Source organism: Bacteroidales bacterium, from assembly GCA_013141385.1.
GTDB lineage: Bacteria > Bacteroidota > Bacteroidia > Bacteroidales > Tenuifilaceae > UBA8529.
In genome coordinates this window covers 56,043-73,801 of the sequence record JABFRB010000038.1, presented here as the reverse complement: position 1 = coordinate 73,801, position 17,759 = coordinate 56,043, and the positions used below count along the sequence as shown (strand labels likewise).

Genomic DNA, 17,759 nt, shown 5'->3' with positions numbered 1-17,759 from the left:
GCTCCAGCCCCAGAACCTCCCCCCAGATCTGGCATAGCTCCGCCTCGTTCTCTGTATCCGGAGCGACGTATGCCTCCTCGGTTGCGCTGAAATCAGGATCGGGAAGCGCCCGCCTGTCCAGTTTCCCGTTGAGGTTCATCGGGAAGGAGTCCATGCGTACCAAAGCGCTCGGGACCATATACTCCGGCAGCACTCTTGCGAGCTCACCCAAGATGGAAGCCTGACTCGGTACGTTTTCGGGTACGTAGTAAGCAACCAGGTACTGGTTGCTCCCAGCCTCCGTCTTCCGCTCCTTAACGAGGATGCAGCCCTGCGCTACTCCAGGGATCTGGGTGAGGGCATTCTCGATCTCGCCAAGTTCGATTCGGAATCCACGGATCTTCACCTGTTCATCGTTGCGACCAAAGAACTCGATACTCCCGTCGGGAAGCCAACGAACCAGGTCGCCGGTCTTGTACAGGGTGTCTCCTCCCAGTTCCTCGAAGGGGTTGGGCAGGAATAGTTTACGAATCTTGGCCTCGTCGTTCAGGTACCCCTCCGATACCCCGTCCCCGCAAATGTAGAGTTCTCCAGGCACGTGTACCGGGCAGGGGTTCATGTCCCTGTCCAGCACCAACAGAGAGTTGTTGGCGATCGGTACGCCAATCGGGATGCTCTGGAGTGTTCTATAGTAAGAGAGGTTGCCCCTGTCCACTTCATGGACGGCGGCCATAATGGTGGCCTCCGTGGGACCGTACATGTTGAATACCCGACAGCCAGGGTTCACATGCCCCAAGTAGCGTTGCACCATCTCGGCAGTAAGCTTCTCGGCTCCAGGTATGAGCATCCGGAGGGTATTGAGCTTCGCCTCGCCCTGCAGGATGGAACTGAACCACGAAGGGGTGCCATGAATCACGGTTATTCGGTTGCTCTCAATGAATGCGTAGACCCGCACGGAATCCAGCAGCAGCTCCTTAGGAACCATGTACAGCGAGGAGCCGGAGGTCAGGGCGATGAAGATCTCCCAGACCGACCAGTCGAAGTAGTAGGATAGGTTCTGCAGCACGCGATCCTCGGGCTTCAACCCCATTACGTCGTAGCCCCAATGCAGCAAAGGGCATAGGTTCCGGTGGGTGATGCGGACGCCCTTGGGTATCCCTGTGGAACCAGAGGTGTAGATGATGTACGCTAAGTCGGAGGCCTCACTATACGAAGGCAGGTCGGCCGTGTCCTCTCGCATATATAGGTTTTCATCTAAATCCACCAGTACAACTTTATCCTCTGGAAGCTGTGCCCGCCCTGTCTGGGTCTGCTGCCTCTGACAGAGGACAAGTTCGACTCGGGTGTCGTCCAAGATGTAATCCACCCGCTCCTGAGGGTAGTAGGGGTCCATCGGCACATAGGCACCCCCAGCCTTCAAAACGGCAAGGATACCGACCACCAGTTCTAGACCCCGCTCCAAACTCAGGGCTATCAACGTGCTGGGGGCAAACTCACATCCAGTAAGCTTCTGATACTGAATTCGAATGTGCCGGGCTAATTGGTTGCTCCGCTCGTTGAGCTGCATATACGTCAGTTGATGCCCCTCGTAGGTTAGAGCGATGCGCTCAGGGGTTCTTTCCACCTGCTCCCTGAAGAGCTGGGGAATGGTTCTATCATTCGGGTATTTCCCCGGCCTATTCCATTGCTGGAGAATCTGCCAGCGCTCCTCTTGACCCAGCAGGCCAATCTGACTGTAGGCAAGCCCCGATTCCTCTACGAGCCGTGTGAGTAGTCGCTGGTAGTGCCCGATGAATCTATCTATGGTGTCCTGACGGAAGAGGCTGGTGGCATAACTTATCTGCCCTGTGAGTTCAGCCTGACTATCGTCTATGAAGATAGTCAAGTCGAATTTCTCCACATTGTACACTCCCGCCGCCGTGGATGGTTTAAACAGGCTTTTCCTCTGCGTCTGTGTTTTATTCTGATTCCCGAAGTTCTGCACAGAGAACATGACCTGAAAGACTGGGTGCCTGGAGAGGTCGCGAGTGACGCCGAGTTCCTCAACCAGTTTCTCGAATGGGAGATCCTGATACCGCTGAGCCTCCACTTGATCCTGCTGAACCTGCCTGATCAAAGCGGAATAACTCTGGGTACTGCCCAGAAGAATCCTATTCGCCTGGGTGTTGACGAAGAACCCGATGAGGTCTTCAGTCTGCCGGTGATGCCTGTTGGCTGTTGGGCTGCCGATAACGATGTCGTTCTGACTGGTGTACTTGCCCAATAGGATGCTGATGCTGCTAAGCATCACACTGTGAAGCGTTGCTCCGTGACACTGAGCTAAAACTCTTAACTGCTGGCTGATCTCTTCGCCAAGTCGAAATATCCGGGAAGCCCCCCTGTAATCGGTCTCACTCGGCCGTACGTGATCGGTGGGTAGCTCTAAATTCTGGAAGCCTGACAACTTGCTCTGCCAGTAGTCCAGTTGCTTCGCCAGAATCTCCCCTGTGAGGTAGGATTTCTGCCATACTGCAAAGTCTCGATACTGGATCTCCAGAACTGGAAGGCGGAAGATCTCGTCATTCCTAATGTAAGCATCGTAGTAGGTGTGAAGTTCTCGAAGGAATATTCCCATCGACCAGCCATCGCTGGCGATGTGGTGCATGTTGACCAGCAACAACGTTTTACCCTGCGAGTTTCCGGGTGCTACTTTAGATGGTTGGATGGTGTAGAATCTAACCCGGATAGGGTACTCCCGATTCAGGATGAAGGGGCGGTGGATATCCTCCCTGATAATTGACTGATAGTCTCCTCCTGCAGGTATTGATAACTCTTCAATGAGCAGGGGCTCATCGTGCACGACCTGTACTCCGTATTTTTGGTTCTCCGGCTGCTCGATGGTGCTTCGCAACACCTCGTGTCGCTCTACAATCCGCCACAGGGCATGCTTTAGTCCATCGACGTCAGTGTTAGGATCAAGTTCGAGTACAACAGGGATGTGGTAAGCACTACTCCCTCCCTCGTACTGCTCTATAAACCACAAGCGCTCCTGGGCGAAGGAAAGGGCGGCCGGGTTCGATGCCACTCTGGGGATTATGGTACTCGTCTGCCCCAAACTATGTGTGAGTAGTTGGGATATAGTTTTATACTTGAAGATATCAGCGACCTTGAGGTCGTACCCCAGAGCCCTACTCATCCGGTGCGATGCTTGGATGGCCAGAATGGAGTTACCCCCGATGCTGAAGAATTCATCGGTGACTCCCACCCGTTCTTGTCCCAGAATCTCCCCCCAAATCCGACATAACTCCACCTCGCTCTCAGTGCCCGGGGCGACATACGCCTCAGCAGGTGTGCTGAGGTCAGGCTCAGGCAACGCCCAACGGTCAAGTTTCCCGTTGAGGTTCATCGGGAAGGAGTCCATGCACACCAAGGCGCTCGGGATCATATACTCCGGCAGCACCCTCGCGAGTTCGCCCATGATGGCGGTCTGGCTCGGTGCGTTTTCGGGTACATAGTAGGCAACCAAGTACTTGTTACTCCCAGCCTCTGTCTTCCGCTCCTTAACGAGGATACATCCCTGCGCTACCCCAGGGATCTGGGTTAGGGCGTTCTCGATCTCGCCAAGTTCGATTCGGAAGCCACGGATCTTCACCTGTTCATCGTTGCGGCCGAAGAATTCAATACTCCCGTTGGGAAGCCAGCGAACCAGATCGCCGGTTTTGTAAAGGGTGTCGCCCTGCAATTCGGGAAGAGGGTTGGGGATAAAAACTCTTCGTGTCTTCTCCTCATCGTTGAGATAGCCCATCGATACGCCATCTCCGCTGATGTAGAGTTCCCCTGGTACGCCAACCGGGCATAGATTCATATTTCGATCCAAGACCGCCAATGATAAGTTTGAGATGGGTTTCCCTATAGGGATGCTGCCGAGGGTCTGGTAATAGGTTAGTTTATTTCTGTCGATCTCGTGAACTGCAGACATAATGGTGGCCTCGGTGGGACCGTACATGTTAAAGATTCGACACTCAGAACTAACATGTTCAATGTAGCGAAGTACGGTGTCAACTCCAAGTTTCTCAGCACCTGGAATGAGCATCCGCAGGCTATCAAGTCGTTTCCCTGTTTGTAGGATGGAACTAAACCAAGAGGGAGTCCCATGTATGACGGTGATTTGGTTTGACTCCACAAAGCCATAAACACGGACAGGGTCGAGCAGTAATTCCTTAGACACCATGTAAAGGCTAGCCCCACTGGTAAGTGCGATAAAGATCTCCCATACTGACCAGTCAAAGTAGTAGGATAGGTTCTGAAGTATCCGGTCGTTGGAACTTAACCTCATTACCTCATAGCCCCAATGCATGAGAGGGCAGAAATTTCGGTGGGTTATACGAACGCCCTTAGGGTTTCCTGTCGAACCAGAAGTGTATATGATATATGCCAGGTCAGGAGTTTGGCTGTACATCGGCAAGGAGGAGGCATCCTCCTCATGATAGAAAGGTTCAGTAAGATCGACGTAAACAACCCGCTCACTAGGGAGTTCGGCTCGTTGCGCAGCAGTCCGTTGGCTAACAACGAACTCAACCCCTGTGTCACCCAAGATGTAATCTGCACGCTCTTGTGGATACCCAGGATCCATTGGAACATAGGCTCCACCCGCCTTGAGTACACCGAGAATACCCACGATCATCTCAAGGCTCCGCTCCATGCTTAAGGCAATGAGCGTACTGGGTGCAAACGGCTTACCGGTTCGCTGCTGGTATCGGGCACGGATGTGCCGTGCGAGCTGGTTGCTTCGCTCATCGAGCTGGCGGTAGGTCAACTGCTGCTGACCGTAGACCAAGGCTATACTCTCGGGCGTCTGGGCAACTTGTTCGCTAAAGAGCTGGGGGATTGTCTTCCCGTTGGGGTACTCATGGTCTGGGCGGTTCCACTCACGTGTTATTTGGTACTCCTCCTCCGGACTCAGCAAACTGATCGAACCGTAGGGCTGCTCTGGCGTCCCTGCAAGCCTCACCAGTAGACGCTGATAATGCCTAATAAGTCGTTCTATGGTGTCCTGCCTGAAGAGGCTGGTGGCATAACTTATAAATACTGTAAGTTCTTCTTTGCTATCATTTATAAAGATGGATAAATCAAACTTCTCTACGTTGTAAGCACTTTCCGTCTGAAGTAATTTGAAGTAATTTTTTTGTTGTTCTTGGGCTTTGCCATGAGTTCCAAAACTCTGCACGGAGAACATGACCTGGAAGATCGGGTGACGGGAGAGGTCGCGAGCCACACCAAGTTCCTCGACCAGTTTCTCGAAGGGGAGATCTTGGTACCGCTGCGCTTCCACCTGATCCTGATGAACCTGTTGGATCAAATCCTCATAACTTTGTGCGTGGTTAAGTAGAATCCTATTTGCCTGTGTGTTGACGAAGAAGCCTATAAGTCCCTCGGTCTGTCGGTGATGCCTATTGGCCATCGGGCTGCCAATGATTATATCATCCTGACCTGTGTATTTGCTCAAAAGGATGCTAACACTGCTGAGCATAACACTATGGAGTGTAGTACCGTGGCGCTGCGCCAACTTTTTTAACTGTTGACTAACTTCTTTGTCAAGGGTAATTACTTGATTTGCTCCTCTATAGTCTATGAGGTTTGGTCTTACATAATCGACTGGTAATTCTAAAGTCTGATAACCTGATAATTTGAGTTTCCAGTAACTTATTTGTTCTTCTAAGGTCTTATTTGTAAGATAGTTTCTTTGCCATACTGCATAATCTTTATACTGGATTTCTAGGGCTGGAAGGCGAAAGTCAAAATCTTTCTTGATATATGCTTCGTAATAAGCGAATAATTCTCTTAAAAAGATATCCATCGACCAACCATCACCAGCAATATGGTGAATGTTTATAAGAAATAGTGTTCTAGTCAGAGAGGTTTCAAACGTTAGTTCATCCGATTGAATGTGAAAGAACTTAACCCTGATTGGATACTCTGAACTCAAGTTGAATGGGCGGTTAATCTCTTCTTTAATAAGAGGTTCGTAGTCATCCTTATTGGTTAATAGTGCTTCTGCAATTGGAAGTGGTGAATCATGCACTATTTGGATTCCATGCTCCTGATTATCTTTCTGTTCGATAGTACTCCTTAAAACCTCATGCCGGGCAACAATCTGTCGTAGAGCGTATTTCACACCTTCTACATCGGTGGTACAATTAAGTTCAAATACGGCCGGTATGTGATACGCATTAGTTCCCCCCTCATACTGCTCAATAAACCATAGTCGCTCCTGTGCAAAAGACACAATGGCCTGATTCGAATCTATTTTGGGTACTTTGATTTGTGCATAACCTTCTAGGGCATGGGGTAATAATTGTGAAATGGTTTTATATCTAAACATGTCGGCAACTTTTATATCACACCCAAGAGTCCTACTCATCCTGTGCGACAATTGTATTGCCAAAATTGAGTTACCTCCTACTCTAAAAAAATCGTCTGTGACACCAACTCTATCTAGACCTAGTACATCTTGCCAAATCTTACATAACTCCTTTTCTGTTTCCGTAGTTGGTTCAACATATTCATCAACAGACAAACTGAAATCTGGATCTGGTAGTGCCCGTTTATCTATCTTTCCACTAACGGTCAAGGGGAATGAATCCATCTCCACTAGAGCACTTGGCATCATATATTCTGTCAGTACTTGGGATAGTTTATCCAGAATTGCAGTTTGAGTTAACTTTTCATCACTATTGGTTAATACATAATAAGCTATCAAGTATTTATTACTGCTTGATCCTGTTTTCCGTTCCTTGACCAATACACAACTCTGCTTAATGCCTGAAATGTCTAACAATGCACGTTCAATCTCACCCAATTCTATCCTATATCCACGAATCTTTACCTGATCATCATTTCTCCCCATGAAATCAAGGTTACCATCGGGTAGCCAATGTACAAGATCTCCCGTTTTATAAAGCCGATCGTAGCCTTTTGCTTTATCAAGTTCGGTGGCAAAGGGGTTAGGAATAAAGCGTTCCACCGTCAAATCGGGGCGTTTTAGATAGCCCTCTGCTAAACCGGCTCCACCAATGTGTAATTCACCTATAACTCCTATTGGCACTGGGTTTAAACCGGCATCCAGAACATATACTTTTGTATTATCTAAAGGTTTTCCTATTAGTATGGATTTCTGACTCCCTAATGTTTTGGCACTACAATCTATTTCAAAAGAGGTTGCATCAACAGTGTATTCGGTTGGACCATAAGTATTGATAATTGAGATTTGAGGTGGAATTTTTTTCCTTAAGAACTCGGAAACTGTGCTCGCAGGAAGGTTCTCACCTCCAATATTTATCAATTTTAATTGAAAATCTTGATAATTGTTAAATGGCAATATTAATTGAGAAAATAGTGTTGGCGTTATTTCAAATACTTCAATTTTATTAACTTTTAAAAAATTATTAAATTGTAATGGGTTTAAAATTAAATCTTTAGATACCACATAAAGTGTATGTCCGTATAAAATGGTATTAAAAATTTGCTGTACTGAAAAATCAAAATTATAATTTGATATTAATGCTACTAAAAGGTTCTTAGATAACTTAGAATATCTCTTATTATGAAAGGTGATTAAATTAATAACTGGTTGATGCTTTATTAAAACCCCTTTTGGTCTACCCGTTGTCCCCGAAGTATAAATTACATATGCTAGATTTTTAGAACTGTTGAATTGTTGAAGGTTTGATACATCTTCCTCCTTATAAAGTTTTTCAGTCAAGCCGATATATATGACCTTTTCTGGGGATAACTTTCCACACACATTCTCTTTAAGGTGCTTCTGGCTAAGAACAAACTCTGCCTCTGTGTTCTCCAATATGTAATCAATTCTATCTTGAGGGTATTCTGGATCCATTGGCACATAAGCTCCGCCAGCTTTAAGTACACCCAAAATCCCAACCAGTACCTCCAGGCTTCTATCCAAACACAAGGCTATAAGGGTGTCTGCTTCAAGCGCCTTTTGTGTCTTTTGCAGGTATTGCGCCCTAATGTAACGTGCTAATTGGTTACTCTTTTCGTTGAGTTCTTTGTAAGTTAATCGCTGTTGCTCATAAACAATTGCAATATTATCGGGAGTCTTTTCCGCCTGCTCTTGAAATAGTTGGTGAATCGTCTTATCTTTAGGGTAGTCCGCATCGTTATCATTCCATTGGTGAATGATTTGATAGTATTCTTCCGGACTTATTAGGCTGATCTGATTATAAGGTAGTTCTGGTGTTTTTACGAGTTGGGTGAGTAGGTTTTCATAATGCTTAATAAGCCTTACTATTGTATCTTTTCTAAACAAGGCTGTGGCATAACCTATATACCCTGTAAGTTCCTCAATACTATCGTCAATATAAATTGATAAATCGAACTTTTCTACCTCGTAGGCATTTTTTATCTTAAGTGGCTTAAGGTAATTTTTCTGTAATTCTGATGCATTAAGCTGTTTACCAAAACTTTGTACAACGAATAAAACTTGAAAAATATTATTCCTAGAGGTATCTCTCTCAATTCCTAATTCTGCAATTAATTTTTCAATAGGTAAATCTTGATGTAGCTGCGCTTCTATCTGATCTTGATATACTTGTTGTATTAGATCCTTAAAACTTTGTGTGGAATTGAGAAGAGTTCTATGTGCTTGAGTATTTACAAAGAAGCCGATAAGTCCTTCCGTTTGTCTGTGATGTCTATTGGCTATAGAGCTACCAACCACAATATCGTCTTGTCCTGAATACTTACTCAACAGGATATTTATACTACTAAGCATAACACTATGGAGTGTTACTCCAAATTGCTTGGCTAGTGTTCTTAATTTCTGGCTAATATCCTCGCTCAGTGTAAATCTTTCGACTGAGCCACTATAGTCAATTTTACTCGGTCTTACATAATCAGTGGGTAATTCTAGATTTTGGTAACCCGACAGCTTGGATTTCCAATAGCTTAGCTGTTTTTCAAGGATATCCCCAGTCAGGTAAGCTCTCTGCCAGATTGCATAATCTTTGTATTGCATATCAAGTACAGGTAAGCAAAAATCAGCATCTTTATTGGTATACTGTTCGTAATATGCAAATAATTCCTTCTGAAAGATATCAATTGACCAACCATCGCTCGCGATATGATGAAAGATTACCAAGAGTATAATTCTGGGTTGAGAAGTTGATTGAATATTAAAAAATTTAACCCGAATAGGATATTCGGTTCTTAAATCAAAAGGACGGTTGATATCTTCACGGAAAAATACTTCATAGTCTTCATCAGATGTTAGCTTCACTTCGTCAATAACCAATGGCATATCGTGAACTACCTGCATGCCGTAATCCTGATTATCACTCATTTCAATCGTACTCCTCAGCACCTCATGTCGAACCACGATCTGTTGTAAGGAGTATTTTATTCCCTCAATATTAGTATTAACATCAAGTTCGTAAGCTACAGGAATATGAAAAGCATTAGTGCCTTGTTCATATTGCTCGATAAACCACAACCGTTCTTGGGCAAAGGATAAGATGGATCGCTTAGTTCCAGTCTGTGGGATATTCACCCGAGTTTGCCTAACGTTGCTATTTAATATTTGTGATATTGTTTTATACTTAAATACATCTGCAACTTTTACATCATACCCTAATACCTTGCTCATTTGGTGTGATGTTTGAATCACAAGTATAGAATTACCCCCTATCCTAAAGAAATTGTCTGTAACTCCTACCCTCTCTAAACCAAGAGCTTCCTGCCAGATTTTACAAATCGCCTTTTCCTTTTCGGTAGTTGGTGCTATATATTTTTCTGCAAATAGATTAAAATCTGGTTCTGGCAATGCACGTTTATCAAGTTTTTCGTTGGTCGTCAATGGGAACGATTCCATCTGCATTAAAGCACTCGGCACCATATATTCTGGTAGCATCTGCGCTAACTTTTCTAAAATAACTGCCTGACTTAATGCATTATCGCTATTATCCAACACATAGTAGGCCGCTAAATATTTATTGCTGCCTGTATCTATTTTTCTTTCCTTAACTACAACACAACTTTGCTTAACCCCAGAAATCTTTGTTAGAGCATGCTCAATCTCTTCCAGTTCTATTCTAAAACCATTTACTTTTACCTGATTATCTATCCTACCAAGAATTTCAACCTCTCCGTTTGGCAACCATCGCCCCAAATCGCCAGTCTTATATAGGATTTCTCCCTTTTCAAATGGATTGTTAACATATTTTTTTCTTGATAATTCCTCATTGTTAAGATATTCTCCCGATAAGCCTATCCCAGAAATACACAACTCGCCTGGCACTCCTAATGGTTGTAAATTTTGTTGAGGATCTAAGATATATAACCTTTTATTTACAATTGCCCTACCAATGCTTGGAAATTGAGAGTTTTCATTGTCTTGCTTCTCTTTCACCTCAGTATATGTTGTCCATACGGTATCCTCCGTTGGACCATACAAATTATAAAATTTAAAAGGATGTGTTGACTTCGAGAATTTTTTCAACCTATCTCCCCCTGTTAGTAAATGTCTCAGCGAGATATTTGATGGCCAATCTTCAGCAATCAACTCCTCTGCATAGACCGTAGGCAAGAAAGAATGCGTTATGCAATTCTGAATAATGAATTCCTTTATTTTTATTGTACTAAATTTTGTGATCTCATCAATTATATATAGGCTTGCACCACATGTTAAACAAGGCCACACTTCTAAACACAACGCATCAAAACTAATGCTTGATATTTGGCTTAATCTAGAATCAGAATCTGTTTTAAAAATTCTGGAATAATTACTTAATAAGTTCAAAAAACCCGAATACTTTATGGGTACTCCCTTAGGTGTTCCTGTTGTTCCTGATGTATATATTATATAAAAAAGATCATCAACAGTATTAACCAATGCAGGGTTTTCAGCTGTAGTTAATGGATTCTCTTTTTGATCTATGATTATTTTTTCTACGCTGGCAAACTCTATTTTTGATGTTTCATTACTTACCAATAAACATTTTGCTTTACTATCAGTCAGTATACTATTTACTCTTTCTATCGGTGTATTTGCATCAATGGGTAAATATGCACCACCTGCTTTAATAATACCAATCAAACCAACAACTAAGTCTAGACTTCTTTCAAGGTAAACACTAACGATGGAGTTAGCCTCTACACCCATCCCTTTAAGCGTTAATGATAGCCTATTTGCTCTATCATTTAACTCTTTGTAACTGATTTTTTTATTTTCGTAGACAACCGCATCTTTATTAGGGAATTTACTTACCTGCTCTTCAAATAGTTCACAAACATTTTTGCCTTTAGGATAATCTACGATATTGGAATTTAGGTCGGATAGGATATAATGTTTTTCCTCTTCGGTTAGGAAATTGATGTCGCAGACTTTTTGGTTGACAGAGGAGAGGTTCTTTAGTATATTTATAAAATGCTCGGCCATTCTTTCAATCCGAACTTTATGAAATAAGGCTTTATTGTAAACAAAATAACCACTGACACCCTTCGGATTCTGATTTAAATGAATTTCCAAATCATTATCTGTGCTTATTTCAGCGATTGGAACAAATTCAACACTTAATCCTGATAAATTTAAATTAATATCTGGTAAATTATGGTAGGCAAAAATTAGCTGAACAATTGGACTGTGACTTAAGTTTCTGCTAGGTTGCAATTCTTCTACAATCTGATCAAAGGTTGCATCTTGATTACCGAAAGCCTCAAAGACCGTAGCTTTTACTTTTAGGAGAAGCCCATTAAAAGTAATGTTCTCAGGAATTAGTATTCTTAGCGGTATCGTATTTACAAAAAACCCAATCAAGGGTTCTACTTCCAACTGATTCCTATTCGCCATAGGAGAGCCTATGATAATATCACTGGCATTGCTATACCTCGATAGAAGAACGGCATACGCCGTCATCAAGATCATATTTAAGGTAGTCCCAGTTTCCTCACAAACATTCTTAATATTCTCTACTATATGCTTTTCAACTTCAAAACTAACCCGTTCCCCTTCAAATACTTGTTCGTTAGGTCGTAAAAAATCGGTCGGAAGCTGATGAAGTTCTGGGAAATCCTTCAACTTCTGTTTCCAGTATTCAAGTTGTAACTTTTGTTTCTTATTACCTAAATTTTGTTTCTGAAGCTTTGCAAAATCCGTATATTGAAAAGATATTTCTTCTAGGGGTGAACCTTTTCCCGACAAATACGCATTATATAGTGTTGACAACTCATTATAAAGAATCCTCATCGACCATCCATCTGTAATAATATGATGAAAAGTTATGATAAACAGGAAATCATCCTGATGAATTTTATAAAGTTTAAATCGGAATAAACCCCCTTCTGCAAGAATAAATATGGTATTTCGCTCCTCGTCAATGGCATGATCTACTATGCTCTCGATCTGGTCGTTTGGCAAACTCGAAAAATCTTGAAAAGGGATCTGGAATTCTGAAAAGGAACGAACAACTTGAACATCTTCCCCGTTATTTTCTCGAAATGAGGTTCGGAGGGAGTCATGTCGTCTAACAATCTCATTTAACGATTTTGTTAATACTTCTATATTTAGATTCCCTTTTAATTTAAGAACTCGGGAAATATTATAGGCACTATTATCAGGTTTTAATTTATAGATAAAATTTAACCTTTTCTGACCATAGGAAAGAGGTGCAATTTTCTTGCCATTTTGGTCAAAAACAACTAAATCACTGAATTCCTTATCGATATCTGATTTATTTAGCATATTTCTACTATTTATCAATCCTCTTCTTTTGGAATAATTTATTAATAAAACTTAGAGTTTTTTGCATTTCAAAACCTGACTGAACAATTCAGTCCTAAGTCTTTTGATGGATTTATTGAACCGTATACATCCTCTTTTTTCAAAGGAAACTCAAATCATTGGAAGCAAACTATTTTTTTGTTCAATTTTGCCGTGAGAGCCCAATACATATTTACTTCTGCCAATAATTATTTATTTCTTTCTATTTCCTAATATTTTGTTTAAAAGAATCTTTTTAGACTCACCAGTGTTTATACTACTACTTATTTTTTTATCTTCTTCCACCTGTTTAAAAAAATTATTGCTGATTAATCTTATCGTTGGGTATCGGAATATATCCATATCATCAAGTTCTATACCTGTCCTGACCTTTATTAGGTGCGTTAACTTTGCAATTAATAATGAATGCCCTCCTACATCAAAAAAATTATCATTCACCCCCACAGATTGAAGATTTAAAATCTCTTTCCATATATCTATAATAGTTTTTTCACTAGTGTTTTTGGGTTCTTCATAATTATTTGTCAAACTCAACTTTTCACGGGAAAACTCAGGAAATGCCTTCTTATCTACTTTACCATTCGATGTCATAGGCATTTTTTCCAATCGGATAAAATATCCTGGAACCATATATCCTGGAAGTTTTTTCAAAAGAAATTCCCTTAATTCATCAGCGAACAAATCACTTGCAGACAGATAGTAAGCACAAAGAATTTTGTTATTATTAGAATCTTTCTTTACAACTACAGCGGCGTCATCAATGTTTTCATGATTCAGTAATACAAGCTCTATTTCACTCAGTTCAATTCTGTACCCCCTGATTTTCACCTGATCGTCCATTCTGCCCACAAACTCTAATGCTCCATCATATTTACGTATAGCCAAATCTCCAGTTTTATAAACTCTTCCTCCTTCTACAAACGGATTATTTATAAATTTATCTTTGTTTAATTCATCTAATTTCCAATATCCCCTTGCAACTCCATCTCCTCCAATACATAACTCGCCTTGCACTCCTAATGGTTTTATCTCATTGTTCTTATCTAAAATGTATATCTGAGTATTTGCTATTGGTTCACCTAAAGTTATACTTTCCTCATTGGTTAACTCCTTAATTGAGGACCATACGGTTGTTTCAGTTGGGCCGTACATGTTAAATATCCTACCCAGATAAATTTTTTTCAAATCTTTCAACAACTCAAGGGGAAAAGCTTCTCCACCAACCATCAACTCTTTTATATTGCCTAATATTTCCTTCCCTTTCCCACTATCTAGTATCATTTTTAATCGTGACGGCGTGAATTGAAGCATTTCAACATTATACTTTTGAATTACTTCGGCCATTCTTGTTGGATCAGTTTGTTCTTCTGAACTTCCCATTACAACTCTTAATCCTTTTGATAAAGACAAGAATGTTTCTAACACAAATATGTCGAATGATATAGTAGTTAAAGATAGAATTGTCTTGCCGCTTTCAAAAGGTATTTTATTTGTAACTCCTGTGATGAAATTGACTACATTTCTATGTTCAACCATAATTCCTTTTGGTGTCCCAGTAGAACCCGAAGTATATATTAAGTAGGCAATATCTTTAGAAAAATCTTTACTTTGATTATGGGTTTCGTTTTCGAATATTTTGGATTCATTTATATTAATTATTTCTATTTGACTATTTGACACTCTCTTTTTTAATTCATCATCAGTGATAAGTATTTTTGCATTGCTATTTTCAAGCATATAGTTTATCCTTTCTTGCGGGTATTCTGGATCAATAGGTATATAGGCACACCCAGACTTCAATATTCCATAAAGACCAACCATCATTTCGATTGAACGGTGCAACATTAATGCTATTACAATTTCTTTTTCAGCTCCCTTTTCTTTCAGGAAGTAGGCCAACTGATTTGCCCTATCATTTAGCTCTTTGTAGCTGATTTTACTGTTTTTATAAACAACAGCATCACTATTTGGGGTTTTACTTACTTGCTCTTCAAAAAGGTCACAAACGCTTTTGTTTTTAGGGTAATCAATGAGGCTTGAATTAAGATCATATAGGATATAATGCTTCTCCTCCTCTGAAAGGAGGTTGATATCGTCAACTTTCTGATTGACCGTGGAGATGTTTTTCAGTATATTAATAAAATGCTCAGCCATTTTTTCAATTCGAACTTTATGAAAAAGGGCTTTATTGTAAACAAAATAACCACTGATGCCCTTCGGATTCTGGTTTAAATGAATTTCCAGATCATTATCGGTACTTATTTCATCTGTTGGGATAAATTCGGCGGTTACTCCCGATAGATTTAAATTAACATCTGGCAAGTTATGATAGGCAAAAATTAGCTGGATAATTGGGCTGTGGCTTAAGCTTCTGCTAGGTTGTACCTCTTCAACTATCTGATCAAATGTTGCGTCTTGGTTACCAAAAGCTTCGAAAACCGTTGCCCTTACTTTTAATAGGAGTTCTTTAAATGTAATATCCTCAGAAATTAGTATTCTCAGTGGTATTGAGTTTACAAAAAATCCAATCAAGGGTTCTATTTCCAGCTGATTCCGACTCGCTATCGGAGAGCCTATGATAATATCAGGGGAGTTGCTATACCTCGATAGAAGAATGGAATACGCTGTTAACAAGACCATATAAACTGTAGAGCCGGATTCCTCACAGATATTCTTAATATTCTCCGATATGAGTTTATCCATTTCAAAGCAAACCCGCTCACCCTCAAATGTCTGCTCGTTGGGTCGTAAATAGTCAGTCGGCAGTTGATGAAGTTCTGGGGAATCCTTCAGTTTTTGCTTCCAGTATTCGAGTTGTAACTTTTGTTTCTTATTACCAAAACTTTGTTTCTGAAGTTTGGCAAAATCCGTATACTGAAAGGTTAGTTCCTCCAATGGTGAATTTTCTCCCGATGAATACGCATTATATAGAGTTGACAGCTCATTGTAAAAAATTCTCATCGACCATCCATCTGTAATAATATGATGAATAGTTATGATAAACAGGAAGTCATGCTGGTGAATTTTATACAATTTAAATCGGAACAAATCCCCTTCTGTAAGAATAAAGGTGGTATTTCGTTCCTCCTCAATGGCATGATTTACAGCATTCTCGATTTGGTCATTTGTCAAACTTGAAAGATCTTGAAAAGGAATTTGAAACCCCTTAAAATGGCTAACAATCTGAGCATCTTCCCCATTGATTTCTTGAAAAGAAGTTCTTAGCGAATCATGCCGTCTAACAATCTCATTTAACGATTTTGTTAATACTTCTATATTAAGATCCCCTTTTAATCTAAGAGCACGTGAAATATTATAAGCGCTATTATCAGGTTTCAGATTGTAAATAAAACTTAACCTTTTCTGACCGTACGAAAGAGGTGCAATTTTCATGATCTTTTGATCAGAAACAGTTAACTCGCTGAATTCTTTATTGATATCTGACGTACTATTATGCATGTAATTACTATTTAAGTTCGAACATTAAAATAAGGTCATCAATTTATTGATTTTCAGCAATATTAATCTTTTACTTTATATAATTTCTCCCAGTTAATATTAATTCCAATTTGAGCCAATTGCTTAAGAGTTGTAATAAAACAGTCTAAATCAGATTCAGAATCCGGCAAGTGGGGCAAAGAAGATAGCACCATTTGCTTCTCTTGTTTTCCTGGATGATTTTTCAATAGTAAACCAAGAGTCTGACGAGGTCCTACTTCAAGCAATACCTGATAGGATTTATTTAATATCTTCTGAATACCTTGTTCAAAAAGAATTGGTTCCCTTAATTTACGTGCCCAATAATTAGAATCAATAAGTTCGTTGTCTGATATCCAATCGCCTGTTAAACTCGAAATATACTTTATTTTCGGTGTATTAATTTTTATTTTACCTGCTAATTGAGATACTTGACTCATAATTGGTTCAACCAAATAAGAATGAAATCCATAGGTTGAATTGAGTATCAGACTCTCTACATGTTTATCTTTACGAATAATAGCCTTAGTTTTTTTTATGGCTTCTAGGGTACCCGATAAAATGCAGACTTTCGAACTATTTATTGCAGCAAGATCTATTTCGTTTGGCACCAGATATTTCCGAGCCTCGTTTTCTGAAAGTGGAACAGCCATCATGCTGCCAGACGGCAATGTTTCGATATATGACGCTTGCTCTAAAATGAAAAATATAGTGTCTTCAAGTGAAATTGAACCGGCTATACAGGCTGTTGCCCATTCACCCATACTATATCCAATCATTGCTGAGGGTTTAACACCTAATTCGATATAGGTATAAGCAAGTGAATATTCAATTGCAAATAATGAAACTCCAAATAATGAATGTTTCTCTAATTGATTTTTAGAATCCTGACTATCTGATGAATAATAAAGAAAATCAATAAAACTAACGGACTTTGTTGCTTTAACAATCTTATCGCATTGGTTCAAAGTATCATGAAATATCTGTATGTTTTCATAAAGTTCTTTTGCCATACCAATATAATGTTCCCCATAACCTGGAAACATGAAAACAATCTCGGATCCTTCATTTGCAATTATTTTCTTTTCAGTAAATATATTTGTCTCGCTAAGTTCTCCAATGATGTCTTTGCTATTTTGAATAACCATATAATTGTGTTTGATTTAAATCTTCATTAAGAAATGACTTCCCCTTTGCATATTATGTGTAAATCTAAACTCAACTTGACAAATTACTTACTAATCCAACTAAAATAATTGTAGTATCTAATAGATAATACAAATCCCATTATTTGGATGTAACTTTTAATGTAAAACTTATGGATTGATCTTTAGATCTTGCATTCTCCCTTTTGAATTCTAAATACTTACTTTATCAATTAGAAGTCATTTTCTCTAGGATTTATTACAATTACATTTGCCTGATATTGGAAATTATGTAAATTGTAATTGAAGTGTAGTTTTATTTATATTATGCTGACTTACTCAACTTATTCTCCAATATAAATGAGTAAAACCTGAAACTAATC

3 protein-coding genes are annotated in these 17,759 nt (G+C 40.3%); all 3 read right to left on the bottom strand.

Going from position 1 to position 17,759, the window contains the following annotated elements:
* Positions 1-12,715: amino acid adenylation domain-containing protein (locus HOO91_18740; GenBank protein NOU19599.1), on the bottom strand; the 12,715-nt coding region annotated here is incomplete at its 3' end.
* A 231-nt stretch (positions 12,716-12,946) separates the two neighbouring features.
* Positions 12,947-16,213 carry an amino acid adenylation domain-containing protein gene (locus HOO91_18735; GenBank protein ID NOU19598.1) on the bottom strand — a complete coding sequence of 1,089 codons (3,267 nt, stop codon included), beginning with the start codon at positions 16,211-16,213 and terminating at the stop codon, positions 12,947-12,949.
* A 62-nt stretch (positions 16,214-16,275) separates the two neighbouring features.
* Complete coding sequence (locus HOO91_18730; GenBank protein NOU19597.1) at positions 16,276-17,379, bottom strand: acyltransferase domain-containing protein; 1,104 nt, start codon at positions 17,377-17,379, stop codon at positions 16,276-16,278.
* Between the last annotated feature and the right edge of the window lie 380 nt (positions 17,380-17,759).

What these genes read in the sequence shown, in the direction of transcription:
- HOO91_18730 (NOU19597.1), bottom strand. Translation starts at nt 17,379, where the DNA reads ATGGTTATTCAAAATAGCAAAGACATCATTGGAGAACTTAGCGAGACA.
- HOO91_18735 (NOU19598.1), bottom strand. Translation starts at nt 16,213, where the DNA reads ATGCATAATAGTACGTCAGATATCAATAAAGAATTCAGCGAGTTAACT.